The 25,677-nt window shown below is 52.3% G+C and carries 25 protein-coding genes; 9 read left to right on the top strand and 16 right to left on the bottom strand.

The features are described from left to right. Position 1: 1 nt before the first annotated feature. Both SIB41_RS02500 and bchL read left to right on the top strand, forming a co-directional pair. Complete coding sequence (locus SIB41_RS02500; RefSeq protein WP_413360191.1) at positions 2-1,612, top strand: ferredoxin:protochlorophyllide reductase (ATP-dependent) subunit B; 1,611 nt, start codon at positions 2-4, stop codon at positions 1,610-1,612. Positions 1,613-1,817: 205 nt separating this feature from the next. Beyond that, a complete protein-coding gene (gene bchL / locus SIB41_RS02495; RefSeq protein WP_011130587.1) occupies positions 1,818-2,708 on the top strand; it encodes a ferredoxin:protochlorophyllide reductase (ATP-dependent) iron-sulfur ATP-binding protein in 891 nt (296 codons plus the stop codon). 29 nt (positions 2,709-2,737) lie between these two features. Here the strand turns inward: bchL and SIB41_RS02490 are convergent, their stop codons facing one another. The 4 genes from SIB41_RS02490 to SIB41_RS02475 form a co-directional block, all read right to left on the bottom strand. Next, positions 2,738-3,742 (bottom strand): protochlorophyllide reductase, encoded by a 1,005-nt coding sequence (locus SIB41_RS02490; protein WP_413360189.1) that lies wholly within the window; start codon positions 3,740-3,742, stop codon positions 2,738-2,740. Between the two features lie 82 nt (positions 3,743-3,824). Next, complete coding sequence (locus tag SIB41_RS02485) at positions 3,825-4,157, bottom strand: hypothetical protein (RefSeq protein ID WP_011130589.1); 333 nt, start codon at positions 4,155-4,157, stop codon at positions 3,825-3,827. A gap of 147 nt (positions 4,158-4,304) precedes the next feature. After that, positions 4,305-4,415 carry a photosystem I reaction center subunit XII gene (psaM, locus tag SIB41_RS02480; RefSeq protein ID WP_011130590.1) on the bottom strand — a complete coding sequence of 37 codons (111 nt, stop codon included), beginning with the start codon at positions 4,413-4,415 and terminating at the stop codon, positions 4,305-4,307. Positions 4,416-4,718: 303 nt separating this feature from the next. Continuing rightward, positions 4,719-5,486, bottom strand: a complete 768-nt coding sequence (locus SIB41_RS02475) for a sulfite exporter TauE/SafE family protein (RefSeq protein WP_413360186.1) — start codon at positions 5,484-5,486, stop codon at positions 4,719-4,721. Between the two features lie 9 nt (positions 5,487-5,495). On the opposite strand from SIB41_RS02475, the gene SIB41_RS02470 reads away from it, so the two are divergent. Then, positions 5,496-6,338, top strand: a complete 843-nt coding sequence (locus tag SIB41_RS02470) for a lipoate--protein ligase family protein (RefSeq protein ID WP_413360183.1) — start codon at positions 5,496-5,498, stop codon at positions 6,336-6,338. Here SIB41_RS02470 and SIB41_RS02465 read toward each other — a convergent pair. Next, complete coding sequence (locus tag SIB41_RS02465; protein ID WP_063403825.1) at positions 6,245-7,513, bottom strand: site-2 protease family protein; 1,269 nt, start codon at positions 7,511-7,513, stop codon at positions 6,245-6,247. The genes SIB41_RS02470 and SIB41_RS02465 overlap by 94 nt on opposite strands. 66 nt (positions 7,514-7,579) lie before the next feature. On the opposite strand from SIB41_RS02465, the gene SIB41_RS02460 reads away from it, so the two are divergent. Beyond that, a complete protein-coding gene (locus SIB41_RS02460; RefSeq protein WP_413360181.1) occupies positions 7,580-8,257 on the top strand; it encodes a phosphoribosylanthranilate isomerase in 678 nt (225 codons plus the stop codon). Between the two features lie 477 nt (positions 8,258-8,734). Here the strand turns inward: SIB41_RS02460 and folE are convergent, their stop codons facing one another. The 6 genes from folE to SIB41_RS02430 form a co-directional block, all read right to left on the bottom strand. Continuing rightward, positions 8,735-9,502, bottom strand: a complete 768-nt coding sequence (gene folE / locus SIB41_RS02455) for a GTP cyclohydrolase I (RefSeq protein WP_413360179.1) — start codon at positions 9,500-9,502, stop codon at positions 8,735-8,737. An 11-nt stretch (positions 9,503-9,513) separates the two neighbouring features. Next, complete coding sequence (locus SIB41_RS02450) at positions 9,514-10,221, bottom strand: SDR family oxidoreductase (protein WP_413360177.1); 708 nt, start codon at positions 10,219-10,221, stop codon at positions 9,514-9,516. 24 nt (positions 10,222-10,245) lie between these two features. After that, positions 10,246-11,235 (bottom strand): acetyl-CoA carboxylase carboxyltransferase subunit alpha, encoded by a 990-nt coding sequence (locus SIB41_RS02445; RefSeq protein ID WP_413360175.1) that lies wholly within the window; start codon positions 11,233-11,235, stop codon positions 10,246-10,248. Between the two features lie 26 nt (positions 11,236-11,261). Next, positions 11,262-12,299: a long-chain acyl-[acyl-carrier-protein] reductase gene (locus SIB41_RS02440; RefSeq protein WP_413360173.1), complete on the bottom strand. Its 1,038-nt coding sequence runs from the start codon at positions 12,297-12,299 to the stop codon at positions 11,262-11,264. A 163-nt stretch (positions 12,300-12,462) separates the two neighbouring features. Then, positions 12,463-13,194 (bottom strand): aldehyde oxygenase (deformylating), encoded by a 732-nt coding sequence (locus tag SIB41_RS02435; RefSeq protein ID WP_413360170.1) that lies wholly within the window; start codon positions 13,192-13,194, stop codon positions 12,463-12,465. 74 nt (positions 13,195-13,268) lie between these two features. Further along, the gene (locus SIB41_RS02430; protein ID WP_413360167.1) at positions 13,269-14,090 is read right to left on the bottom strand and encodes a creatininase family protein; all 822 of its coding nucleotides are present in this window, start codon (positions 14,088-14,090) and stop codon (positions 13,269-13,271) included. A gap of 69 nt (positions 14,091-14,159) precedes the next feature. Between SIB41_RS02430 and SIB41_RS02425 the strand changes: the two genes are divergently transcribed. Genes SIB41_RS02425 through pgeF form a run of 3 tightly spaced genes read left to right on the top strand, consistent with a single transcriptional unit; the run spans position 14,160 to position 17,172 of the window. Beyond that, positions 14,160-15,425 (top strand): S1 RNA-binding domain-containing protein, encoded by a 1,266-nt coding sequence (locus SIB41_RS02425; protein ID WP_413361334.1) that lies wholly within the window; start codon positions 14,160-14,162, stop codon positions 15,423-15,425. Next, positions 15,422-16,321 (top strand): Tab2/Atab2 family RNA-binding protein, encoded by a 900-nt coding sequence (locus tag SIB41_RS02420; RefSeq protein ID WP_413360164.1) that lies wholly within the window; start codon positions 15,422-15,424, stop codon positions 16,319-16,321. Before SIB41_RS02425 ends, SIB41_RS02420 begins: the two co-directional genes overlap by 4 nt. Continuing rightward, positions 16,318-17,172 (top strand): peptidoglycan editing factor PgeF, encoded by an 855-nt coding sequence (gene pgeF / locus SIB41_RS02415; RefSeq protein WP_413360161.1) that lies wholly within the window; start codon positions 16,318-16,320, stop codon positions 17,170-17,172. The genes SIB41_RS02420 and pgeF overlap by 4 nt, the downstream gene beginning before the upstream one ends. Here pgeF and SIB41_RS02410 read toward each other — a convergent pair. The 5 genes from SIB41_RS02410 to hemH all read right to left on the bottom strand — a co-directional run bounded on the left by SIB41_RS02410 (position 17,157) and on the right by hemH (position 23,810). Then, complete coding sequence (locus tag SIB41_RS02410; RefSeq protein WP_413360159.1) at positions 17,157-18,833, bottom strand: NAD(P)/FAD-dependent oxidoreductase; 1,677 nt, start codon at positions 18,831-18,833, stop codon at positions 17,157-17,159. The genes pgeF and SIB41_RS02410 overlap by 16 nt on opposite strands. 73 nt (positions 18,834-18,906) lie before the next feature. Next, on the bottom strand, positions 18,907-20,172 hold the full coding sequence (locus tag SIB41_RS02405) for an amino acid ABC transporter substrate-binding protein (RefSeq protein WP_074160848.1): 1,266 nt from the start codon (positions 20,170-20,172) through the stop codon (positions 18,907-18,909). Positions 20,173-20,282: 110 nt separating this feature from the next. Next, a complete protein-coding gene (locus SIB41_RS02400) occupies positions 20,283-20,645 on the bottom strand; it encodes a hypothetical protein (protein ID WP_063406467.1) in 363 nt (120 codons plus the stop codon). After that, positions 20,645-22,426, bottom strand: a complete 1,782-nt coding sequence (ilvB, locus tag SIB41_RS02395) for a biosynthetic-type acetolactate synthase large subunit (protein WP_413360155.1) — start codon at positions 22,424-22,426, stop codon at positions 20,645-20,647. The genes SIB41_RS02400 and ilvB overlap by 1 nt, the downstream gene beginning before the upstream one ends. A 208-nt stretch (positions 22,427-22,634) precedes the next feature. Then, positions 22,635-23,810 (bottom strand): ferrochelatase, encoded by a 1,176-nt coding sequence (gene hemH, locus SIB41_RS02390; RefSeq protein WP_413360153.1) that lies wholly within the window; start codon positions 23,808-23,810, stop codon positions 22,635-22,637. 74 nt (positions 23,811-23,884) lie between these two features. Here hemH and SIB41_RS02385 point away from each other — a divergent pair, with 74 nt between their 5' ends. Then, a complete protein-coding gene (locus SIB41_RS02385; RefSeq protein ID WP_063419812.1) occupies positions 23,885-25,048 on the top strand; it encodes a site-specific integrase in 1,164 nt (387 codons plus the stop codon). Beyond that, complete coding sequence (locus SIB41_RS02380) at positions 25,045-25,674, top strand: class I SAM-dependent methyltransferase (protein WP_413360150.1); 630 nt, start codon at positions 25,045-25,047, stop codon at positions 25,672-25,674. Before SIB41_RS02385 ends, SIB41_RS02380 begins: the two co-directional genes overlap by 4 nt. The last annotated feature ends 3 nt before the right edge of the window (positions 25,675-25,677 follow it).

The following is a 25,677-nucleotide window of genomic DNA, read 5'->3' as shown; positions in this document are numbered from 1 at the left end:
AATGGAACTCACTCTCTGGACCTATGAAGGGCCTCCTCACGTAGGAGCCATGCGTATCGCTTCCTCGATGGAAGGAGTGCATTATGTGTTGCATGCCCCGCAAGGAGACACTTACGCGGATCTGCTGTTCACGATGATCGAGCGGCGCGGGCGCAGGCCGCCCGTGACCTACACCACCTTTCAAGCCAGGGATCTAGGAGGAGATACGGCTGAATTGGTCAAAGGTCATCTGCGTGAAGCCGTGGAGCGCTTTAACCCCGAAGCACTCTTAGTGGGTGAAAGTTGCACCGCTGAACTCATTCAAGACCAACCCGGCTCACTTGCTTCAGGCATGGGTTTCAACATGCCTGTTGTGGGTATAGAACTACCGGCCTACAGCAAGAAAGAAAATTGGGGAGCCTCAGAAACGTTCTATCAACTCGTGCGAGGCATCCTCAGCAAGCAGCCTTCTGAGCAATCTGGCGTCAGTCATAGCCCTGCTGCATGGAAAAGCGAAGGACGCCGGCCCAGAGTGAATCTCTTGGGCCCAACCCTGCTCGGCTTCCGCTGTAGAGACGACATTCTCGAATTGGAAAAACTTCTTAACGAACACGGCATTGATGTACATGTTGTGGCTCCACTTGAAGCAAGACCAGCCGATCTAATGCGGCTGCCCAATGCTGATCTGAATGTCTGTCTTTACCCTGAAATCGCAGAAGCAACTTGTCTCTGGCTTGAGCGCAATTACGGCATGCCGTTCTCCAAAACAGTGCCGATCGGAGTGGGTGCTACCAAAGACTTTTTAGAGGAACTCCATCAATTGTTAGAGATGCCTGCACCCAATCCAGGCGAAGGTGCAGAGCAATCGAGACTGCCTTGGTATTCACAGTCTGTGGATTCCAACTACCTCACCGGCAAGCGCGTGTTCATTTTTGGCGATGGCACTCATGCCCTTGCCGCAGCAAGGATTGCTGATCAAGAGCTCGGTTTCAAAGTGGTGGGTCTTGGCACCTACAGCCGCGAAATGGCCAGACCGGTGCGAGCTGCAGCCAAAGAACTAGGACTTGAAGCACTCATCAGCGATGACTACCTTGCCGTGGAAGCTGCCATGGCAGAGGCAGCTCCCGAACTTGTGCTTGGCACACAGATGGAGCGGCACAGTGCCAAACGACTGGGTATTCCCTGTGCAGTCATCAGCACACCGATGCACGTGCAAGACGTCCCTGCCAGATACAGCCCACAAATGGGATGGGAAGGTGCAAACGTCATTTTCGATAGCTGGGTGCATCCATTGATGATGGGCCTTGAGGAGCATCTAATCGGTATGTTCCGCCATGACTTTGAATTTGTGGATGGCCATCAAAGCCACCTAGGGCACCTAGGCGGACATCAGAGCCAAACGGAACAGCAACAAAGCCAAGCAGCAACCAATCCATCAACGCAATCAAATGCAGATTCCTCATCTGAGGAATCACCTCTCTGGACCCCAGAGGGAGAAGCAGAGCTCGCAAAGATCCCCTTCTTTGTACGCGGAAAGGTTCGCCGCAATACGGAAAAGTATGCGCGCCAGGCTGGTTGCAGATGTATCGACAGCGAAACCGTTTACGACGCAAAAGTCCACTTCCGGGCTTGACTATCAGAAAAAATAAAGAATCTTCTAGTCATTACAAGGGGCAAAGGGAATGAGTGCAAACACTCATTCCCTTTGCCCAATAGTGAATACCTTTGTCTCGAAAAGCAAGCAAACCATGGGAGCAGTTGTATCGAATTTGTTAGGAACCAGCAGAGATAGATCCATTGGCCTTGAATAACAATAAGAACTTGAGCAAGATCACTCAATGACCACGACCCTGACACGACCAGCCGATGGTGAAGGCAGTGTGCAAGTTCAACAGGATGCTTCTGTTCGCATTCAGGAAGGAGCCCTGGTAATCGCGGTCTATGGGAAAGGCGGAATTGGTAAATCCACCACCTCCTCCAATCTTTCAGCCGCATTCTCCAAACTCGGCAAGCGAGTGCTGCAAATTGGTTGTGATCCCAAGCACGACAGTACTTTCACGCTTACGCATCGCATGGTGCCTACGGTGATCGACATCCTTGAAGAGGTTGATTTCCATAGCGAAGAGTTGCGACCAGATGACTTCATGTTTGAAGGCTTCAATGGAGTCAAGTGTGTCGAGAGTGGTGGACCTCCAGCCGGCACCGGTTGCGGTGGTTACGTGACTGGGCAGACCGTAAAGCTGCTTAAAGAGCATCACCTGCTGGAAGACACCGATGTGGTGATCTTCGATGTCCTTGGAGACGTGGTCTGTGGCGGCTTCGCTGCACCCTTGCAACATGCCAACTACTGCTTAATCGTCACCGCTAACGACTTTGATTCGATTTTTGCGATGAATCGCATTGTCGCTGCAATTAACGCCAAAGCTAAGAACTACAAAGTTCGCCTTGGCGGAGTCATTGCAAATCGTTCTGCCGAATTAGATCAAATAGAAAAATTCAATCAACAGACAGGGCTAAAAACTATGGCTCATTTTAAAAACGTTGATGCAATACGAAGATCAAGACTTAAGAAATGCACAATTTTCGAGATGGACTCATCAGACGAGGGGGTAATGGAATGTCAAAATGAATATCTTTCACTAGCACAAAAAATGCTCGATAATGTTGAGCCTCTTGAAGCGGAACCTCTCAAAGATCGTGAAATTTTTGACCTACTTGGCTTTGACTAACCTCTAAAAGGAGCAAAGCCCTTGATTATTTAAGTCAAACCAACCAATTTCATCGACAATTCCCAGACCCGTTTTGCGGTGATGGGATCTGTCGCCCTTTCCGATAGTTCCTGTCGGAAACTTTCGCGGTTCTTCTTCTGACGATTGCCCCAACTCCAATGCACACCTGATACACCAAACTCTGGATTAGTTACAACCTGTGCAACCCGCTGCCCAGCCTTGGCCTGGGTGACATATCCACCAGTAATCAGCCTCTGGAATATAGGAAACAAAAACCGGAAGATTTTTGGTGTGTAGCGGAATAACGGTGTATCAGCAACACAACCAGGATAAAGAGAGGTAAATAAAATCCCTGATTGTTCATGTAGACGCCGGTGAAGCTCCTGCGTGGTGATCATGTTGCAGAGCTTGCTGTCTTTATATGCCTTGCCAGGCTTGAAGCTTTTGCCACTCGCCATACTGATAGGCGCATGAAAGCCTTGTTCAAAACCTGAAAGATTACCCAGATCAGCCGGTGCAGGAATCGGGATCTTGCCGCCAAGCTCCTTATAATTTGCAGTAACTGTGCCAAGAATGACCACTCGGGCAGCAGACAAATAAGAGCCACGCGCTGATTGAAAGACTTTTGCTTTGCCGAGGTTCTCAAGCAAAAGTTGAATCAGCAAGAAATGGCCGAAATGATTGGTTGCCATCGAAAGCTCATAGCCCTGAGCTGAGCGTTTCGGCCTGCGCAGCCTGGGCTGATAGACCGCGGCATTACAAACAAGCGCATCCAGCGGCTGCTCAAGCGAGCCGAGAAGGGTCTCGACTCCATCGCGAACGCTCTGGAGATCACTCAAATCCATCCTTAGATGAGTAAGTTGAGCGGCTGGAATACCAACCCTCTCGGCAGCGGCAACAGCTCGCAATGGATGTCGATTTGCAGTGATCACCTGCCAGCCTCGATAGACGAGTGCCTTGCAGGCATACAACCCGACGCCAGAGGTCGTGCCCGTGATTAAGACGGTGCCTGGAGAAGCTTGAGAAGAAGCCATCGACGCAGCCTTGAGAGCAGCAGGTTGGTATAGATATAAAACTAAGCGCTGAGCTTCACTCTCGACGCAAGCAAAACAAAACTCAGCGCCAGATGACCCTCAAGCGATTCGGGGCGATCCACTGATCATGCTCGTCCATCAGACGAATGCCGCCTCCAAGGGTGAACAAGCGATCAAAACGTTGCTGAAGGGTATTCAGCTGAGCAGATTCAAGGTTCAACACGGCGACAAGTTCACCATGACGATCAAGACGTTCCTGATAAGCGATTGAGAGCTTGACCAGAGTCACAACACAAAGGGAAACCAGTCCCAGCTTCATTGTCAATGCCAAAAGGCTGAAATTAATCTCTCTGCGCTGCTCTTGCAGCTGCAAAGTAGACGCCATAGTGACTGCATCCATCACCTCAGGATGCATCTGCTTACGGCGTCGCCGAGCTGTGCTGTTCTGTTTTGACCTGGGTCTAGCCAGGGAGGAGCCCAAGTTTATTCAACGGTTGAGCTCTTGTAGCGCAGCAAACCTCAACTGCCAAGGGGCTAGACCCAATTAGTTTTAGGGCCTCAATCAAGCCTCATGAAGGGTTACGCCAAGGCGAAGAGCTAGCACACCGCAATGAAAAACAACCACGAGGCACAAACCGGCCAAGTCGACATTTGCAATATCAGTGATGCCCATGATGAAAGGGGAACGCTAGAAGCATCCATATTCTCCTCGCAAAACGGCACCTAAGACCAGTCTTCGCAAAGGCCTGTCACACCTATCAATGGCAACTCCTCCGTCGAATGGCATTGATCGATCAATCTCCCCACCATCCACTGACCAGAAAGACGCCTCTCAAAGCCCCTTGAGAGCAAGCTCTCGCAGCGACTTTCTCGGAGAAAAAGTGTTCCTGAGATCAACTCATCAATAACGCCTTGCAGCAAAAAACATGAGCTCTTGAAACTCGAGGCTTAGCACTGAAACTTGCACGAGGAATAGTTAATGCCCCATCGCAAGGGTCAGGGCCTGACGGCCAGTGCCAAAAGCAAGCAACAGCACAAGTGTTCTCAACATCCATGCCAGACGATTGCCAGAAACCCGTTGAAGTCGAGACGCTGACCAATAAGCGGCCAGAGCCGCCACGCCACCGAGCAACAGCCCAATCCCTACAGAGCCCCGACCCTCGCTAAGAAACTGTAAAGAGGCCGCAGTCGCTGAACATGTCACAGCCAGGGTGCTTAAACGGATCGCCAAGTGAATATGAACAGCCAAACCATTCACCATCAAAGGCACCATCAACAAACCACCCCCCAAACCAAGCAAGCCTGCTGAAAACCCTGCGACACCGCCAACGAGCGCAAGACCCGGCAAAAAAAGAGTGGATTTGAGCTGCTGACCTGCTTGCTGAGGCTCTGAACGAATCGTGGCAGCCACCACGAGATAGAGCCCCACCTGAAGGGTCAGCAAAAGCCAGCCAGAAACATCTAAACCAATCTTGCTGAACAGCAGTGAAGACAAAAATGCGGCCACTGCGATGCTCAATCCAGCCTGAAGCTGAAATCCTCCAGCGAAAAGGTGGGTCAGCGAGCCACTCAACGCAGTAGGAACAATGGCGAAAGTACTGGTTGCTAAAGCCTGGTGAGGGCTAAGCCCCATCCACAACAGGAGGGGCGCAAAGATCAGACCACCGCCAATGCCCAGCAGACCAGCCAGACCACCAGCCAACAGCCCCAAAGGCACAAACACCACCCAGTCCCACAACACCATCACTGCTCTATGCCGACAGCCGCATCCTGCCTACCCATCTCGCCAGGTCGCGGCCGCTTGATCTCCCCTTTGCAATTGTCTGGCCCAGAACAGATGGCCCTCGATGAGGTGCTGCTCGAGGCTTACCAAGCAGATGTGAAACCACTACCAACACTGCGCTTCTATCAATGGAACGGTCCATGGCTTTCCCTTGGTCGCAACCAACGCCACTGGCCAGAGCACTGGAATGCCCTGGCCAAACGAGGAGATCTACAGCTGGTTCGGCGACCCAGTGGCGGTAGTGCAGTCCTGCATGCAGGAGGGCTCACTTATGCACTGATCTGGCCCTCTCCTCCCCGCCAGAGACAACAAGCCTATAAACAAGCTTGTCAATGGCTCATAAGGGGCTTTAAAAAGCTCGGATTACCTTTGCAATTTGGCGATCACCCAGCCAGGGGGGCCAACGAGAGTAACTGCTTCGCCACAGCCACAGCCGCTGATCTTGTGGATTCTCAGGGTCACAAACGCATCGGCAGTGCACAATTCTGGCGTCAGGGTCATCTCCTTCAACATGGCGAAATCATCCTGAATCCCCCTCAAAGACTCTGGCGAGATGTCTTCGATTGCGAACCACCTAGCGACGCACCAGCATCAATCCCCAGGCAAGAGCTGAGCCATCTCCTGCAAATAACGTTTTGCTCCTGTTGGCCAGAGGTGAACTGGCAAGAGAGCCCTATCACTAACGATGAATGGAGCTCAGTTGCCAACAAAGCACCGAACTATGAAGTACTGCTGGATGCCTCAGGCTGCTCAACCAATCCGCCCGAGACCATCGACTCCACAACTTTAGGCAGTGCCATTCCCAGGGGATAGGTGTTCTGACGGCGAGCAGCTTCGAGAAACTGAGCAGGAAGCCTTACACCAAGACGCTTAAGCACAGCTTCGGAGAGGTCAATTCGATCTAATGTTCCGCAAGGAAGACCAGCAACATTAAAAACAAGAAGCCTGCCCTCCTCAGCCTGTTCTAGTGCCATCACCGCCTGCCATAACGGGGCTTTCTCGCCAATGGAAGGCAACTCAGATATCGGCTTCATGTGATCCGCCAGGCATTGCCTATCCCATTGCTGCACAGGCAATTCTTTTAAGGGTTGGTCCGTCATGTAACCAACCCATCGACCAGAGCGACAAACCAAAACCCACTCCTGAGGAGACTGCTCCTCGCTGCCAGACAAACGCAACTGACTAAGCCTGCGCAGCGACTGGTCATCTTCAAGCACACGGAAGTTGCGCCCAGCCGCCTGGCCTACGTTGAGCTCACGCAAGACCTTCTGCAAGGCAAGTAGCTGGGTTTGAGAGCGAGATGCACCGAGACCAAACCAACCGAGCATCAACAGCCAAAGCCCACCAATCCCACCACCTTTAAAGAAGAGCAACCAACCCCCCAACACCATTGCCGAGAGAGAAAGGGCACGGCCAGTTGCGGTGGCGACCTGGACACCCTTCCTCTGACTGCCAGTCCACTGCCAGACCAAAGCCTTAAGGATCAAGCCTCCATCAAGAGGCAACCCAGGCAGCAAATTAAAAAGGGCTAGCAACAAATTGAGTCCACCCAACTGACCAACGAGATTGGCAAGCAGCGGATTGACGTGATCAGCTGCATACACCCCTCCCGTCAGCAAGGCAACAGCCAAGACCAAGCTGACCAATGGTCCCGCTGCAGCAACCCTTAAAGAGGCCATCGGTGTCGAGCACTCCCTCTCAACGCTGGCAACACCTCCCAGGAAAAAAAGGGTGATGCTGCGAACCTTGACCCCCTCACGCAGTGCAACCAAAGAGTGGCCTAACTCATGCAGGAGAACAGACAAAAACAACAGCAGGGCCGTGATCAACCCCAGACCCCAGCTGATCCAAGCTGGAAGCGAAGATTCAGCTGCAGCGGACACCTGGTTTTGTGAAATCCAAGTAAAAAGCAACAGGATCACAAACCAGCTGGGATGAACCCTTAAAGGGATTCCCCGAATCTTCATCAGCTCCCAGCCTTCGCCCACCCTTTCATCTCCATCGAGCCGGATCAGCGGCCAGTAGCAAATCAATCTTAGAAAAGTCTCGAGCCAATGGTCTTGCCTATGGGATCTCCCACATCCACCGCAGTGAAGATCTGCGGTCTTACCAACATTGACCAAGCCAAATCGATTGCAGCGCTGGGTGTCGAAGCAATTGGCGTAATCGGCGTAGCAAACTCACCCCGCTTTGTTGCAGAACAGCCACGACGAGACCTTTTCGCTCAACTCAACAGCTTCAAGCCAGAACTCCAACGAGTCTGGGTGGTCGCTGATCCAGATGACACCGACCTATCCGAAGCCCTGCAAGGAGAAGGTGCACCTTCGGCAATCCAGCTTCACGGCCAAGAAACTCCAGAACACTGCGCAAACCTGCGCATCCAACACCCGAACACGCAGTGGTGGAAAGCCCTGCGCATCCGTAGCCATGAGGATCTCTCCCTTGCTCATACCTATACAGGCCAGGTCGACGCACTCCTTCTCGATGCATGGAGGCCTGGACAACTTGGTGGCACAGGCCATCGACTTCCCCTGAACTGGCTGCATCAAGCCTCTTTTGAACTGCCCTGGTGGTTAGCGGGTGGTGTCTCCGCAGAGTGGATTCCAGAACTTTTGAGCCAGGTGAATCCATGGGGCTTGGACGCCTCAAGCCGTCTCGAGATTTCGCCAGGGATCAAGGATCTAAAACTGGTTGAGGCCCTGGTTGAAGCGGTACGTCAGCAGCAAAAATAGATTCAATGATGCAATCAAAGCTCTTAAACAATTTGAGCTGCAGCAGATTTTTTCAATGGGTTGAAATTGAATTTCAATAATAAAGAGCGAATAGACAATAAGAATTTCAATCAAATCAATAAAGTATGCCTAGCCAAAACTTTGGCCAATGAGACGAGCAAGACCCCAACTGAAGGTTGCTGCTAATTATTTTTTAGCTTGATCGTTAAGCTGTTCCTGTCTTTGTTGAATTCCAAAAAAAACATTCGCGCCTAACACCAAGACAGTTGCAACTACAATCACTCCAATCGCTAATGGGCTCAGATTAAGAGCCATTGCAAGCAAAGGTGAAGGCATTGACCTCTAAATTGTAAATACAAGAATTAGCTTGGCAGAGCTTCATCGACTTGGCTAGCAACAAGCGAAGTCGATACACACATGTTAATCAGACATGGCCATCGTTAAGCCTTATACCTCTAAAAGACCTAGGAAAAACTTTTAAGTTGCTAGCGTGGACTCCTGCTGACGAACAAGCTCGAAGAATTCCTGCTTAAGACTAGGATCATGACGAAAAACGCCTCTAACAACAGAATTGACCATGCTGGTACTTGGCTCTTTCACTCCTCGCCATTTCATACAATAGTGCTGCGCTTTTACTATTATTCCTAAACCCTTAGGCTCACATAAACGCTCTATTTCATCAGCAAGAATCATCACAGCCTCTTCTTGAATATGTGGCCGCGAGAAGACCCAGTCAGCCACTCTTGCAAATTTTGAGAGCCCAATTACACGACTGCCTGGCTTAATGCCAATCCAACAGTTACCAAGAATAGGAACCAAATGATGAGAGCAAGCAGAACGAACAGTTATGGGGCCAACAGTATAAATTTCATCTAAATCTTTTGTATTTGGAAAGCTAGTAACATCTGGCTGCTTATAGAATCGGCCTTTAAATACTTCATTTAAATACATGCGAGCAACCCGCTCGGCAGTCTCTTGTGTGTTGTGGTCATTATCAATATCAATCACTAGGCTTTGGAGCAGTTCTCGCACGCGATCGGCAACTTCTACTTCAAGTTCCTTCAACTCTCCAGGTTGAATATGTTCTGCAATATTGTCGTTAGCGAGGAAGGAAACATCTTCTGCAACAAGGCGGGCACGTATACGTTCAGAGATCTTGTTTTCATTTTTTGACTGACCATTCCCAGGCAAGCTATTGCGTTGCTGACCTAGGTCTTTAGATGATGCTGGGATGAGAGAAGTCATTAAAGGCTGGTTCAAAAGGCGCCAGTGGCTGGCATCAGAGTTAGATCTTCAATCACCTGTGATGGTGGCTGTTGGGCCAAGTGAAGAAGGGCAGTGGCAGCCTGCTCAACAGAAAGCATGGCGTCACGGTCGAAGCTACTTTGCACGGTTTCAGTATCCCAAAGAGGGGTATTGACCGAACCAAGCGTAAGGGTGCAAGCACGTATCCCATGATTGCGCTCCTCCGCCGCCAAGCAACTAGTAAAAGTAGCCAATGCTGCCTTGGTGGTGCAGTATGCACCCCACTGTGGGAAAGCATTGCGAGAGGCATGACTGCTCACATTGATCACCAATCCACCGCTAGCACGCATCGCAGGCACCACAACAGAACACAACTGGAAGACACTAGTGAGATTCATCTGAAGCAACCATTGCCAACGCTTCAAAGGCATGGATAGAAGATCCCCTGTCCAAGCCGCCCCAGCATTGTTGATCAACACTGATGGGGAATGTCCCCGTCCAAGCAAATCCTCGATACCAGGAGCGATGGCTTCTGGATCAGCCAAATCGATTGATTTAAAAAGAACATTCTGGCCTGTACTTTTTAGCTCTTGGGAAAGTGCCTGAAGTGCATCTTGGCTGCGGGCTACCAACATCAAATCCCAACCGGAATTGGCAAACAACCTCGCAGCTGCTTCTCCGATACCGCGGGACGCTCCAGTGATCAGGGCAGTAGGCAAGGAGCGAATGCAACCCCAATAACCCTAGGCAGGCAAGCCGGTTTCCGACGAGCTTAGATCGAGAACACGACCCATAGCCCGGAATTTTCGATACCGCGCTTCGCGAAGCTGATTAACCTTTAAACCAAGAAGCTCATCGAGGTGCCGCTCGATAGCCTCTCTGAGCACCTCTCCCGCCTGAAGAGGGGCCCAGTTGTTGCCTCCAGCTGGTTCTGGCAGCACTTCATCCACCACTCCTAAGTTAAGGAGGTCTGGACCAGTGATCTTCAAAGCAGCAGCTGCCTCAGGAGCTTTGGCGGCATCTCTCCAAAGAATCGAAGCACAGGCTTCCGGACTGGCCACGGTGTAGACGCTGTGCTCAAACATGAGCAAACGATCAGCTACGCCAATTCCAAGAGCGCCACCCGAGCCTCCTTCACCAATCACCGTGGCAATCACAGGCACGCGCAAACGGAACATTTCACGCAAGTTGACTGCAATGGCTTCACCTTGCCCCTGCTCCTCGGCAAGCAGGCCTGCATATGCACCCGGCGTATCGATGAAAGTGAGGATGGGTAAACGAAAACGATCGGCATGATCCATCAGACGAAGAGCCTTGCGGTAACCACCAGGCGTAGCCATCCCAAAGTTTCTAGCCACATTTTCTTTTGTATCCCTGCCCTTTTGATGTCCGATCAGCAGCACAGAGCGTTTACCAATACGGCCCACACCACCAACCAACGCCTGGTCGTCGCTACCACGACGGTCACCATGCAACTCAACCCAGTCGTCGCAAAACATTTGGATAAAATCCAAAGTGCTCGGCCGGTGAGGATGTCGCGCGACTTGTATTTTTTCGGCCGGTGTAAGAGCTTGAAAAATTTCCTCCCGTCTACGAGCCGCCAAAGTTTCTAACTGGAGCAACTGCTGACTGACATCGACTTCGGAATCGCGTGCAAGCTCTCGGATCTGCTCAATCTGCTGCTCTAGTTCTACCAATGGCTTTTCGAACTCAAACAGATAACGACGAGCCATAACAAGAGAAGATCCGGAAACAAGGTTCAGGCTGCTGCAGCCTGAAGTTGGTGATTGAGATTGAGGCTTGAAAAACCATGACGCAAAGACGCCATGCCGATAAAATCCATTTTCTCAAGGGTGATCTGGTTACGCCCCCAACTGAAGTTTGTGTGGCAATTCTCAAACTCCAACAGCATTGCTTCTGCAAAACAGGCAAACATTTGCCTCGCAGGCTTATCCATCTCTGCAATCCAGCCAACATCCCAGCTGATGTCATTGCAGAACTCAACGATTCCTCCTTTGAGAACATGCACCCCACTACCAGCAAACTTTGCATCTAGGTTCTTCGGATAGCCCCCATCAATCATCAAGCAAGGCTTGCGCAAACTCTCCATATCGATTTCCAGGGTTCTAGGCATGCTGGCAACCCAAACCACAACATCAGCTTCAGGCAAGGCCTCTTCAAGACTCAATATTCTGCCGCCAGCCAATTCAGTTTGAAGATCTATAAGAGGTTGTTGCTGTCTAGCCACCAAAAGAAGTTCAGCGACACCAGTTCGAGAGGAAAGCCAACGGCAAACAGCACTACCTATATCGCCAGTTGCACCAACTACCGCTACACGCGCCTTGCTTAAATCAATGCCCAAAAGTGGGGCATTGTTCTCAAGCTGACGGCAAATAACCCAAGCCGTATGAGTGTTGCCGGTTGTGAATCGCTCCCATTCAAGCGTGGTGTTTCGTACATGTTGATGCTTAAGAAGATTGAAGTTCTCAAAAATAATTGAGGTAAATCCGCCTAGGGCACTGATCCGAATTCCTCTCTTCTGGGCCATTTCCATGGCATTGAGAACTTTGCGACGGGCAGTTTTGAACCGACTCAACATTTCTGGCACAAAACATGAATCGATATAAGCGCCTTCTATTTTCTTTCCTGTAAGGCTTTCTACCTCAATCTCTTCCAAAAACTGCGGAGGAGCACTGCACCAAACATCCAGGTCTCCATCTAGATGGTCATAGCCAATCTGAAGTGCCGTCTTCCTGGCATCTTCAAAACTGGTGGAATGACCGATCAGACCAAACATGTAGTGCTGACATACGAAAAAACTGAGCCCACCCTATAAGCCCTGACGAGGTCCAAGTCAACCATAATCCCATGAATGCTGGTCTTTACGGTCCAGTGTTTGAACTTCGACCAAGCTGCTCACAAATGGATATAAGGGGAAAGGAAGGCCCATAAGCAGCAGTTCAGCTCACAAGGGCTGCCGCTGCCATACGGGTAATTTCACGAGTGTTAAAGCCAATCTCAGTGAGAGATTCCTGGTAGGCGATTAAGAAATCTTCAATCAGATCTTCCTTATCCATCTGCAGCACGGCAGCATCCCCTGCTACCTGATCAAGCATCCGGCGAATCAGAGGCAGGTTCTCGCGATTGGCCTCAAGCAACTCCTCACGGCAACTCTCCAAATTGGCCTTGAGCCAAGCCTCGCCATAATTGAGGTGTGTGTACTCGTCCTTCACGACACCTTCAGTAATCTTGCGAGCAAAGGGGTCAGAAACAGGGATATAGGTGTGATAAGCCGAAATAGCAAAGGCTTCAATCAAGAGCGCCTGGATCAGCAAGCAGGTAGGTGTTTTCCCCTGCTCTAAAGCTGTCTGGAAGTTGTCACGCAAAGGAGCAAAAAACTCCCTTGCGAAGTCCATGTCAGCCTCAACGCCAAGGTTCTTGCCGCAAGCTGTAAAGCCCTTCTTGTGCCTCATCTCCATCTTGGCAAGCCGCTTGAGCTCTTCGACATGATCGGGAAGCAGCGTGCCAATCGCGATGTAATTGTCATGGGCTTCCTGTTCGCCCTCAATGACTATTGCGTTGATTCTGCTGTAGGCATCCTTATAACTATCTGAAGTGAAGTCTGGCAGGGCTTCTGAAGATCCAACAGTGCTGTCAAGAACAGCTGCCACAGGCATCTCTAGCGTAGGCATGGATCTTTTAAAAGTCGTAAGTCGAGAGACTTTAACCCTCTACTAGGGGAAATTGACTCAAGCCGCCCTTTAAATCACAAGCATTCTGGTTCTCTCACCGGAGGCCATTGGCTTCCCATCAGGCTGATCAGCAAATTAACCCAGTGATCAACCAAAGCCTGCTCCAATGCTTTCCCTAGCGCAGCATTAGCCTCTCGACTATCACCGATCACCCCGGACTCACTGAAATCGTCCGTAAGCCAAGCACATGGAGAATGGCCCTCAAGGCTCCAACCCATCGGCGGAGTGGTAGATAGGCCAGGGGTGTAGTGGTCACCATCGACAGGGCGATCAAGCCCTACCAGCTCAGGCGCCATGGACAGCATCAGGCTGGTCTCAGCCAGACCAGCATGCAGGCCTACCTCACGCTCACTTTCAGGGAGCAAATCCTTTAATGCCCCCACACCACTCCAGAGAAAACAGGGCAATACAGCCATCTCAGGGCATTGAGCACGAAGCTGCCGAGCCGCCACATGCAATAAGCCAATCTGGCCTCCATGTGCATTGAAAAGCAGCAAACGACGAACTCCCATGGCCGCCAATTGCTGACCAACTTCGATGACCAGCTGAAACATCAGGTTCGCTGAAAGGGAAAGAGTTCCTGGGAATGCCTCATGTTCCGGAGAAAATCCCAATGACTGGGCTGGCAACATCCAGATCGGCAGGTCAGCAGGCAAGCGTTCAAGGACCTCTACCAACATCCGCTCTGCGAAAAAAGCGTCCGTTATCAGAGGCAAATGCGGACCATGCTGTTCACAGGCCCCGAATGGCCAAACCAAGGTGGATCCCTCCAGACCCACCGCCTCTGCAGCCTCTGGCCAGCTGAGATGGTCAAAACGCCTGCAAGAAATAGACATCAGCCCCAATCTGCGAACAGAACCCCACCCTGCCTGTCAGAATGCTTGATCGACGACCCCAAGGCCCCCATGGCGGGATCAGGCAGTCCGCAGCCCAATAGACCAAAGCCCCCTAAACCCGCAGCGGAAGCCCCTCGCAAGCCCCTGCAGGTCATGCACATCAGCAAGCGTGGGGAACAAGACAAGCTAGTGCGAGAAGCCGCCGAAATAACTTCACCTGGCAGCGAAGCAACTGCAGCATCAGGCCAGCTCAGCAACGCCCCCAATCGATCCGTCTCAGCTGATGCAGCCTCAGATGAGAGTCGTTTTGATCTCGGCGAACTGCAAAACATGACGATGGCCGATCTACTTGGTCCGGCCGATCAGTCACACCGAGGCGCTTCGGCCCCCAAGGGCATCGATCATCGCAACGAAGAAGGGCAATCCAACCCAGCACGCAGTGTCGACGATTTCGACTTCGATGAAGACGCCTTCTTGGCTGCTCTAGATGAAAACGAACCAATTGGAACCACAGGGGAAGTGGCTACAGGCAAGGTCATCGCTTTGGAAAGTGATGGTGTTTACGTCGACATCGGCGGGAAAGCACCAGGCTTTATGCCCAAAAATGAATGCGGCCTTGGCGTGATTACCAACCTCAAAGAGCGCTTCCCAAAGGGTTTAGAGGTCGAAGTACTCGTCACTCGAGAGCAAAATGCCGATGGGATGGTCACCATCAGCTGTCGAGCTCTAGAGCTGCGTAAGAGCTGGAGCAAGGTGCAGCAGATGGAGAAGGAAGGCAAGGTCGCCCAGGTCAAGGTCAATGGATTCAACCGTGGTGGAGTGACCTGCGACCTTGAAGGCCTGAGAGGATTTATCCCCCGCTCTCAGCTCCAAAATGGAGAGAATCACGAAGCGCTTGTCGGAAAAACCCTTGGTGTGGCATTCCTGGAAGTCAATCCAGAAACCCGCAAGCTGGTGCTTTCAGAGAAGCGGGCCGCTACCGCCGCCCGCTTCTCTGAACTTGAAGTAGGACAGCTCGTGGAAGGTCAAGTCGTAGCAGTGAAGCCCTACGGTTTCTTCATAGACCTAGGCGGTGTGAGTGGCCTCCTTCACCAATCCATGATCACCGGTGGCAGTCTTAGATCCCTGCGGGAGGTATTCAACCAAGGCGATCGAGTCAAAGCCTTGATCACCGAAATGGACCCTGGTCGCGGACGCATTGCCCTGAACACAGCCCTACTGGAAGGACAACCGGGCGAACTCCTAATCGAAAAAGATAAGGTTATGGCTGAAGCGACTGATCGAGCCAACAAAGCTCGTAACGTCCTTAGGCAGCAGGAACAGTCAGCAGGATGATTGCTGCCAATACGCCCAACATCACAGACCAACACCCTAAGACTGACTGGGAGCTCGACTTCTACTCGCGACCAATCCTTGAATCTGACGGCAAAAAACGTTGGGAGTTGTTAATTAGCAGCTCCCAGGACCCGTCAGGAACTGCACCATTCCGCTGGGTAAAACGCTGCCCTGCAGGAGAAGTCAATTCACTGTGGCTGACTGATGCCCTGAGAGAGGCCCTGAAAGACTCTCAGGAACAAGGCTGGGAGGCCCCTCTCAGGCTTCGCTGTTGGCGTATATCGATGCGCACCATGGTGCAACGGGCTGCCGCAGAGCTTGGCATCGAAGTCATTCCAAGCCGCAGAACCTATGCCCTACTCGACTGGCTCGCCGAGCGAGAACGGGATGTCTACCCCCTTGAGGAGGGCTACATGGCTGGTCCACTGGCTCCTCCCCCAACTCCGATACCAACACCCCCAGTGCCTCTACCTGAGGCCGTAAGGGGAGACGCCTGGAGCTGGGCCTCCCTACCCTTAGGTTTGCTACGCGAAGCCCAAGAGTGGCCAATCGGCTTCGGCGGCCTACTCCCAGTTGGAGTAAACGACAACGACAACATCCCCGTGCCAGGTGTACGAATGTTCAGTCAAACCCGTGCTTTGGCTCTAGCAGGCTGGCTTGGAGGCCTGGAACCAGTTTGCTTGGCCGTCGATGGCACGCAGCTGATGCTTGAAGCAGGTCAAGACGATCGCTGGCTGGTGACGGATTTAGATGACAAAACAGCCACGGCAGTTCAACAGAGCCTCCTAGAGGCAAGAGAGCAAGCCGGCGGACTGCAATTCATCTCTGTGCAGACCTCCCCAGAGGAAAAACGATTTGCTGGTTTCTGGATGCTGCGTGACCTGCCGCAACCATGACATCGCTGGGGCCGGCAACGGAAACTGACAACCAAGACCCGCTTGCTACTCCAGATACCCTTTTCAACCAACTCAAAGGATGGACCTGGGTTGGTTGCTATGGGGGCTACTACCTGCAGGCCGACCTTCTACAAAAGGCTGGTTTCGAACATGGATTCTTCACGCGACGCTGGCAAGATCGAGGCCCCGATCAACTAGCTGGTTACCTAAGCGCAGGCATTAGCGTTCATAGACCCCAACAAGTTCATGGCGGCAAGGTGCTCCAAGCCTCACAAGCCAACCGCCCACCCTGGCCAGAGGCTGATGGCCTCGTCAGCGACAGGGGTGGACAAAGTCTCTGGGTCTGCACTGCCGACTGCACTCCAATACTGATTGCCGACCAGTCCACGGGGCATGCAGCCGCATGTCATGTGGGCTGGCGAGGCGTAGCCGCCAAAATCCTGCAGGAAGCTCTAGCAAAGTTGGAATCTCGAGGAGCAAAAATCGAGACTCTGCTTGTTGCGCTAGGACCAGCCGTAAGCGGTTCCAACTATCAGATTCAAGTTGATGTTGCAGAAGCTGTGGCCAAAAGCCTCGAAGCAGATCCAAACAACCCAGCAATCCAGCTGGAGAAACGGCTCTCCGCACTAAAAGAACGAGGCATTCTCGATGCAGAAAAACAGCCACAGCGACTGCGTCTCGACATTCGCTTAGCTGCTGCTGAACAACTAAAACGAGCTGGGTTAAGCAGCGAGCAGATCAGCAGTTGCCCGCTATGCACAGTGGCAGAGCCCAGCCTCTTTTACTCATGGCGCAGGGACCACATCAAAGCTGTGCAGTGGAGTGGAATCGTTGCTCAAGCTGAAGACTGAGCAACCACAAGCTGTTTCGCCAGGGCTTCTGCAGCCCTAATCCCATCAATGCCAGCCGAAAGGATGCCTCCGGCATAACCAGCCCCTTCTCCAGCAGGAATCAGCCCAGTGGTGTTAAGCGACTCAAAGGAGTTATCCCTGGGAATACGCACAGGCGATGAGGTACGGGTCTCAACCCCAGTGAGTACAGCATCAGGATGCTCATAGCCTGGTAAACGCCTAGCGAAGGCCGGCAAGGCCTCTCTTAAAGCCTCAATCAACGGAGCCGGCAACATCTGTTTGAGGTCAACCAACGTGATCCCTGGCAGATAAGAGGGAATCACCTCACCGAGGCAAGTTGTAGGCCTGCCCGCCAGGAAATCCTCCTGGCGCTGAGCAGGGGCGCAATATCCACCCCCTCCAAGCTGAAAAGCCCTTCGTTCCAAGTCCCGCTGCAAGGCCACTCCTGCCAAAGGATCTCCTGGCCAACGCTCATAACTGCACAAATCCTGATGCTCCAAATTCACAACCAAGGCACTGTTGGCATTGCGTTCATTGCGCGTGTGTTGACTCATGCCATTGGTAACCACGCAATCTGCTTGCGATGTAGCACCCACCACAACTCCCCCCGGACACATGCAGAAGCTATAGACAGAGCGGCCATTACGAGCGTGATGAACCAACTTGTATTCCGCATGGCCGAGTTGTGGATGACCCACCATTGGACCCCAGCGCGCGCGATCGATCAGAGGCTGGGGGTGTTCGATGCGGAGTCCTACAGAAAAGGGCTTGGCCTCAAGCTTCACGCCAACCCTTTCCAACATGGCGAAGCTGTCCCGGGCTGAATGACCCAGGGCAAATAACACATGCCGACTGCTAATTGTGCTGCCATCGGCAAGCTTCAGCCCTACCACCTGCAAAGGCTTGCCAGTGCGTGAATGATCTAAATCTCGCCGCAGCAGCAATTCATCAACTCGAGTCTCAAATCGAATCTCACCACCAAGCTCCTCAATTCTGGCGCGCATTCCACGCACCACCGTGGCCAATTTGTAGGTGCCAATGTGAGGTCGGTGCACCGTAAGGATCTCTGGATTGGCTCCACTGGCCACCAATTCTTCAAGCACCTTGCGCCCATAGTGTTCAGGGTCACTCACCTGGCTATAAAGCTTTCCGTCTGAGAAAGTCCCCGCCCCACCTTCACCGAATTGGGCATTGGAATCAGGATTGAAAGGCCGCTGTCCCCTCCAGAAAGCAAAGGTTTCTAGCGTGCGCTTTTTGATCGACTGACCGCGCTCCAACAGCAAAGGCTTGAAACCCATCTGTGCCAGAAGCAGAGCTGCGAAGTAACCACAAGGGCCTGCACCCACCACAACCGGCCGCTGCGTTTCTACTTGAGGGAAATCTGTTGGCGCCTGCGCAACTGGGTAATAGCGGGTGTCTGGAGCCTTACGAATCTTTTGATTGCCTGCGTGGCGTTTCAACAGAGCTGCTTCCCCTCGAACCTTCACATCCGCGCTGTAGATGAACTGGATCCGCTCATGATGTCGAGCGTCAATACTTCGTTTCACCAGCCTGTGATTGATGAGCTGGGAAGGCGGAATACGCAACCGCTTAAGGATGACTGCTTCGATCGCCTCTGGCGAATGATCAAGGGGAAGCTTCAACTCACTCAACCGCAACACGTCATCACCTCACACGTAAAGCGCATCAGCTCCATCCAATCCTGATTCAATCCCAGCAGATTCGAGTTCTGCCTCAGTCAGGCCCCAAAGCAGAAACTCGTGTAAAAACTGTTGTCCCAGAAGGTGTCTGTCCTGCTCGCAAAGCAAAACTGCTAGCGGCACCCTCCAAACGCACTTGTTTGCCTTCGAGCCGCAAGCGCAAAGCTTTGCAAAGAGGCTGGGGTTCACTTTCTGCATCAACCCATCCAAGAGGATCAGCGCTTCCCTCTGCAGAAGCTAGAGAAGCAGACATCGTTGACAGCGCAATTATTCGAGCAGTATCAAAGCCAGCAGCGGCCAACAAATCGGGCGCCTGCCCCCAATGCTGCTCAAACGATTCAGAAAATTTCTGCCAACCAGGCCCCCGTGAGGATTGCTTCAACAAGAGCTGCTCCCAGGCTTCTGGACCGATATCACTCGCCAAATCCGATGATGCAAGCCATACCCAGGCTGGATGTTGTGGTCCCCGTCCAAGCGATCCATCCATCTGCGCCTTTTTCAAAGCCTGCGCAAGAGGACCTGATGGGCGAGACGCCAAGACAAGAGCATCAGGTCCTAGCCAGACCAGGTCCTGCTGCAAACGCTTAAGTCGTTCGCCATCGTCAGGATTCACGCTCTGCACCAACTCGGGCTCGTAGCTCTCCACCCTCCCCCCAAGGATTTCAAAGGCTTCAATAAAAGATTTCGCTGCAGCAACACCAAGCTCAGATGGATCTCGCACCACCATGACGCGGCGCCAACCCTGCTCCATCACTCGCTGAGCCATGGCCTGATGATCATCGCGAACAGGTGCCACCAAGAACCACAGGCGTGAACGTGCATCCAGCTCACCAAGACTTCGTAACGAAGCGCCCCGCTGATAAGGCAACACCACACTGAGATTGCGCTTAGACGCCAGAGCAGAAAAAGCACGAAGATCCGCAGCAGGAGGCGCCACGACCAACTTCAACCGCGGGTTACCTGACAAAGCCACAGCAGGATCATCATCCAGATTGAGAAGACGCAACTTCACAGACGCCAGCGAAAGACCGCAACCTCTTACCTTCTCCTCTCCCAACTGGAAGCCCTTGAGGAAGATCTCATTGGCACCTTCTACAGCAGAGCCCTTTGGCAACAGAACCACCACAGATGGAGACAGCAGCCCACTTGCCGAAACCGCCTGACAGCCAAGGAGGCTGGCAAAAATCATCAACCAGCTCCGCCAGGGAGCCTTAAAGAACCTTTGCCTCCAAGACCCACTTGCAATGGAATCTGCAGCCAAAGACGAACCACTTGAAGGGGCCGCTTGGGAGGGGGCCATGATCCTGAAGACCCAACGTCATCAGAGTAGGGCTGATGGATCAGACACCTCTGGCTTTATCACAAGATCTTTCTAGAGAAACAATTTGATCTTGCAGAGCCACTCCTATCTCAAGCCTGAGGCGAATCGCACGTTAAACGACCTAAACCAGCAGCCGCTAGCCCTGCACTGAGATCTACATCGCTGCCGATGGAGGTCACCCGCGCCAAAAGCACACCTTCGCTAGAACCTTCTGGGCGCAGATTGACCCGCCGGCGCCTGGGTAGCTCTGACTTCAACCAAGCCATCGCTTCCGCCTCATCAGATGGATCCACCTGCAAACAAGCAAGACGAACGGTATAGGTTCGGTTGTGGTCACCAACCAGGAGCAACGAGGAGCTACTCACACGCAGCACTTCCGCCGCCATGACAGGCAATGGTGCGATGAACAAAACAAGCAGAATGCTTAGAAGAACAAACTGCAGTCGTTGCATCACAGAGAAACCCCAGAAAGTTCAGGGTGGTTAGATAAACCCACCATTTGAGCGTTGCTCTTGCCAGGAGGAACCATCGGATAGCAATTTTCATCACGTCGCACATGCACGTCGATGAGCATCGGACCTGGAGTCGCAAGGGCCTGCTTCAAACTTGACCTGAGATCCTTTCGCTCAGTGATCAACACCCCACCAACCCTAAAGGCCTTCGCCAATGCCACGAAATCAGGCATGCCCGGAAGCATGTCAGTGGCTGAATAACGATCTTCGTAGAAGCTTTGCTGCCACTGACGAACCATCCCTTGCCAGTGGTTGTTCACAATCACAATCTTGGCTGGGATGTTGTACTCAATCAGTGTTCCCAACTCCTGAATATTCATCAGGATGCTGGAATCACCAGCGATACAAACAACCTGTTCATCTGGCAAAGCAATTTGAACACCAATAGCAGCTGGCATCCCGAAACCCATCGTTCCCAATCCCGCGCTACTAATCCACTGACGAGGCCCATTCCGTAAATATTGAGCCGCCCACATCTGATGCTGGCCCACATCAGTTGTTATGTAGGCCTCAGGAGCCAAGTCCCTTATTGCCAAGAGCACCTCCTGAGGATAAATTGGCCCCTCCTCAGGCGGAGTCATCAAGGGGTAAAGGTTCTTCCAACTCTCAATACGAGTTAGCCACGCTGAAGTCCTCAACTCAACAGACTTTTGCTTACTCAAGTCCAATAACTTCACCAAGCTGACACCAACATCACCCAATACCGCAACATCAGGACGTCGGTTCTTAGCTACTTCTGCTGGATCAATTTCAAAATGAATCACTCTTGCGCGGGGCGCAAAAGTATCAAGCTTGCCTGTAACACGGTCATCGAAACGTGCACCGACAGCGATCAACAAATCACATTCAGTAACTGCAAAGTTGGCATAGGCAGTGCCATGCATTCCCAACATCCCCAAAGCCAAAGGATGTCGCTCATCAAACGCCCCCTTACCCATCAATGTGGTGGTGACAGGTATCTGGTGACGTTCTGCAAAACCCTTAAGACTCTCGTGAGCTCCGGCAGAAATAACTCCTCCGCCAACGTAAAGGAGAGGCCTCTGAGCATCATCAATTAAATCGAGAGCCGCCTCAATTGAGGAAAGTTCTGGAGCCGGGAATCGGTGAAATCCTGCAGGCACTACCGATCCAGGTTCAACTGGCTGATAGTTGAATTCCTCCTGGCCCACATCCTTAGGGATATCAATCAACACCGGACCAGGTCTCCCAGAAGCTGCAATAAAAAATGCTTGAGCAACAACTGAAGCCAAATCACCCGGATCGCGAACAACCCAGGAGTGTTTCACGATAGGCAGAGTGATCCCGAAAATATCAGTTTCCTGAAAAGCATCTGTACCAATGCATGGTCGAGGGACCTGTCCTGTAATCACCACCATTGGAACTGAATCCATCTGAGCCGTGGCGATACCAGTAACGAGATTGGTTGCGCCTGGCCCAGAGGTTCCAAAGCAAACTCCAACACGACCTGTAGCCCTTGCATAGCCATCAGCCGCATGGGCGCCCCCCTGCTCATGGCGAACAAGGATGTGCTTCAACCATCCCTGCTGCTCAGCCTTATAAACGGCGTCGTAAATCGGAAGGATTGCACCACCTGGATAACCAAAGATGATCTCCACACCGTTGCGGCGAAGAGCATCCATCAGGGCATCGGCGCCCGTCATAAGCTTTTGCACTTGTTGTGATGAACCACCGAGAGCCGTGGTTGAAGAAGTCAAGGTCACGGCAGTGGCAAAGCATGGTCTGCTCCTAAAGATTAAGGGCCTGCCGTACAGATTGCCTATTGGTTCTTCACCATCACCAGCAAAATCAATCCGTAAGTGAGCCTGCTGCCTGAGGGCGAATGCCCCAATACAAATGGACTCCGTTGAGAACAGTCATCCCACAGACGAACCAACAAGAAGAGTGAGACGACCCTTAACGAGCCAACACTCAGAGCAGACCGATCGCGTGCAAAGGGCCATGGCCACTGATCAGCTCCAACAAAAAAGCCGCAAACCCAAGCATGGCTATGCGTCCATTCCATGCTTCAGAACTGGTATTCAAGCCCCATTGCCATCTCTCCTGGGGATAGAACTTCACTCGACCGGCCAGCTTGGCAGCCTCATCGAGATTGATCTCTGGCCCCTCAAGACTGGATCCAACCAGATCGGCCAGACCCTCAATGAATGTGGGGTAAGTATCAAGAGCAGGCACCCGCCTGAAATGAACAATCCCTGCTTCGGTCGCCAGCTCGCGGTATTCGATATCAAGCTCGGCGAGAGTTTCGATGTGTTCGCTCACAAAGCTGATCGGCACAACCACTAAATCCCGTGTACCAGCCTCACCAAGCTGCGCAATAACTTGATCGGTATAGGGCTGAATCCATTCCTCTGGCCCCACTCGGCTTTGATAGGCAAGGGAATGAGGATTGCCATAGCCAAGAAGGTTTTCCAGCTCAGCCATGATCAAAGTCGTACAAGCCTCGATCTCCTTCTGATATGGATCACCTGCTTGTTCGACATAGCTCTTGGGCACTCCATGAGCACTAAAAAACACTTGAGCTTCTTCAGGCACATCACTCAGCCGAACCTGCTCAGCGATCAACTCCGCCATGGCACGAACATATCCAGGGTGGTCGTACCAGCTGCGGATACAACGTATTGGCAGCTTGCGGAAAGATTCATCCGTCTGTCGCAAGCGCTGCAACTCTCGAAAACTCGAGCCACTGGTACTAATCGAAAAATGAGGGTAGAGGGGAAGCACCACCACCTGATCAATCCCATCAGCTTTGATATCTGCGACAGCGGATTCTGTGAATGGATGCCAATAACGCATCGCCACATAGCTCGTGGCATCGATACCGCGTTGCCGAAGCAAGCTCTGCAACTCTCGAGCCTGTTGTTCAGTGATCCGCCGCAGAGGTGAACCGCCCCCGATTGAGCGGTAAGCCTGCTCGGATTTACTGCTGCGCAGCGTGCTTATCAACCAGGCCAAAGGCCTCTGAAGAGCGGGGTTAGGCAGCCGAATGATCTCCGGATCGGCAAAAATATTAAAGAGAAAAGGCCCTACATCCTGGATACGTTCAGGCCCCCCTAGGTTCATCAAGAGGACACCGACCCGGGCCATAGAGAAGAGAGTTCTTTAGAGGGACTTGAGGGTAGCTGCCATCAACGCCAAGGTGGCACCATCCCTACAAGGCCATGGAGCTGAGCAACGAGCTAATCAACATCAACCGTGCCCTGGCTGACAGCGGCATCAACCTGAGAATTGAACAGCGAGGCCAGTGGCTCAATTTACGCGGCGCACTGCCCTGCCGGAATGGAACTGGATTGATCAAAACTCAACGAATCAGTTTGCAGCTTTTGGCAGAACAAAAAGGATTGAAAGAGGCTGAGCGAATTGTGCAACTTGTGCACTACCAACTGCAACGCAAACAATTCGACTGGTCCCAGTGGACGACCAAATCAACACGGAAACAACCTGAACAGATAGCGACAGGTCTTAGAGAAGCTTTAGTCAGCTTTGAAGAAGCATTCTTTACTGATCCATATCGCCGACGGTCACCGGCCGGTAGCCGCAGCACATGGACGTCCGCTTACCTTCCTTACTTACGACGACTCAAAGCCCTAGCTGTTAACAAGCAGAGCTGTTTTGATTCAGACCTTTTAAAAGACACTCTGGCCAGTTATGCAGATGGCAGCCGAAGCCGACAGCAATGCGCCACGGCCCTAGCTGCATTGGCACGCCACCTGGAAATGGCACTGCCGGAAGATTGGCGCGCAGAAGCGGATGGATATGGCCTGCATCAGGCGCGCTTTCGTCAACTACCCAGCGACAAGCAGATCATCGAGGCGGTGGAGCGCATCCCCAACCCAGGATGGCGACTTGCCTATGGACTAATGGCCACTTACGGCCTGCGCAATCACGAGGTGTTCTTCTGCGACCTTGCTGCTTTAGCGAAGGGGGAAGATCAGGTGCTGCGGGTCCTACCAAACACAAAAACCGGCGAGCATCAGGTTTGGCCGTTTCATCCAGACTGGGTCGAGCATTTTGAACTTGAACAACTAGCAAACAATGCCCAGGCCCTGCCGCCGGTGAATGTCGATCTGCGTCACACCACACTCCAACAGGTGGGGAGAAGAGTGTCGGAACAATTCCGACGCTATCAACTGCCCCTCACCCCCTACAACCTGCGGCATGCCTGGGCGGTACGCACAATCCACATCGGCCTTCCAGACACAGTTGCAGCAAGAATGATGGGCCATTCAGTGGCTATTCATACCCGCACCTATCACCACTGGATCACCCGACGTGACCAACAACAAGCGGTAGATGCAGCCCTAGCTCGACAGCTCAGCCCATGACCTCACCACTAAGAACCTTTGCCTACGAGCATCGCTGGTTTTATGACCTAGTGACAACCATTTCGGCCCTCAGCGTAGGGGGTGCAAAGCGGTTGAGGTCCTTAGGGCTGACTGCTCTTCAAGACAAGATTTCTAAAGGAGCACCAGTTTTGGATCTTTGCTGTGGGTCTGGCGAAACAGCAGCACCATGGATCGAGGCTGGTTTCGCTGTAACAGGTTTAGATCTTTCACCAAAGGCACTGGCACTAGCAGCTGAACGAACCCCCCAACTGCAATGCATCGAGGGCATGGCAGAAAAGCCACCGCTGAACACCGGCCAATTTGCGGCCATCCAAATCAGCCTGGCCTTGCACGAATTCAGCTCAGAAGAACGACAACAAGTGCTCAAAGCCTGCATGCGCCTATTGCAACCGGGGGGTTGGCTAGTGCTGATAGACCTCCATCCAGCAGGCCCCTGCCTCAAACTGCCCCAACAGTTGTTTTGTGCCCTGTTCGAAACTGAAACCGCTCTCACAATGCTGCAAGCAGACTTGCCCAAGCAACTTCGGGAGATGGGTTACAGCACTATTGAGCAAGAACTATTAGCAGGCCGAGCACTACAACGAATCACAGCCCGCCTTCCATAAGCA

Source organism: Prochlorococcus sp. MIT 1201 (genome assembly GCF_047303415.1).
Classification (GTDB): Bacteria; Cyanobacteriota; Cyanobacteriia; order PCC-6307; family Cyanobiaceae; genus Prochlorococcus; species Prochlorococcus marinus_D.
This window is presented reverse-complemented; position numbering and strand designations above follow the sequence as displayed.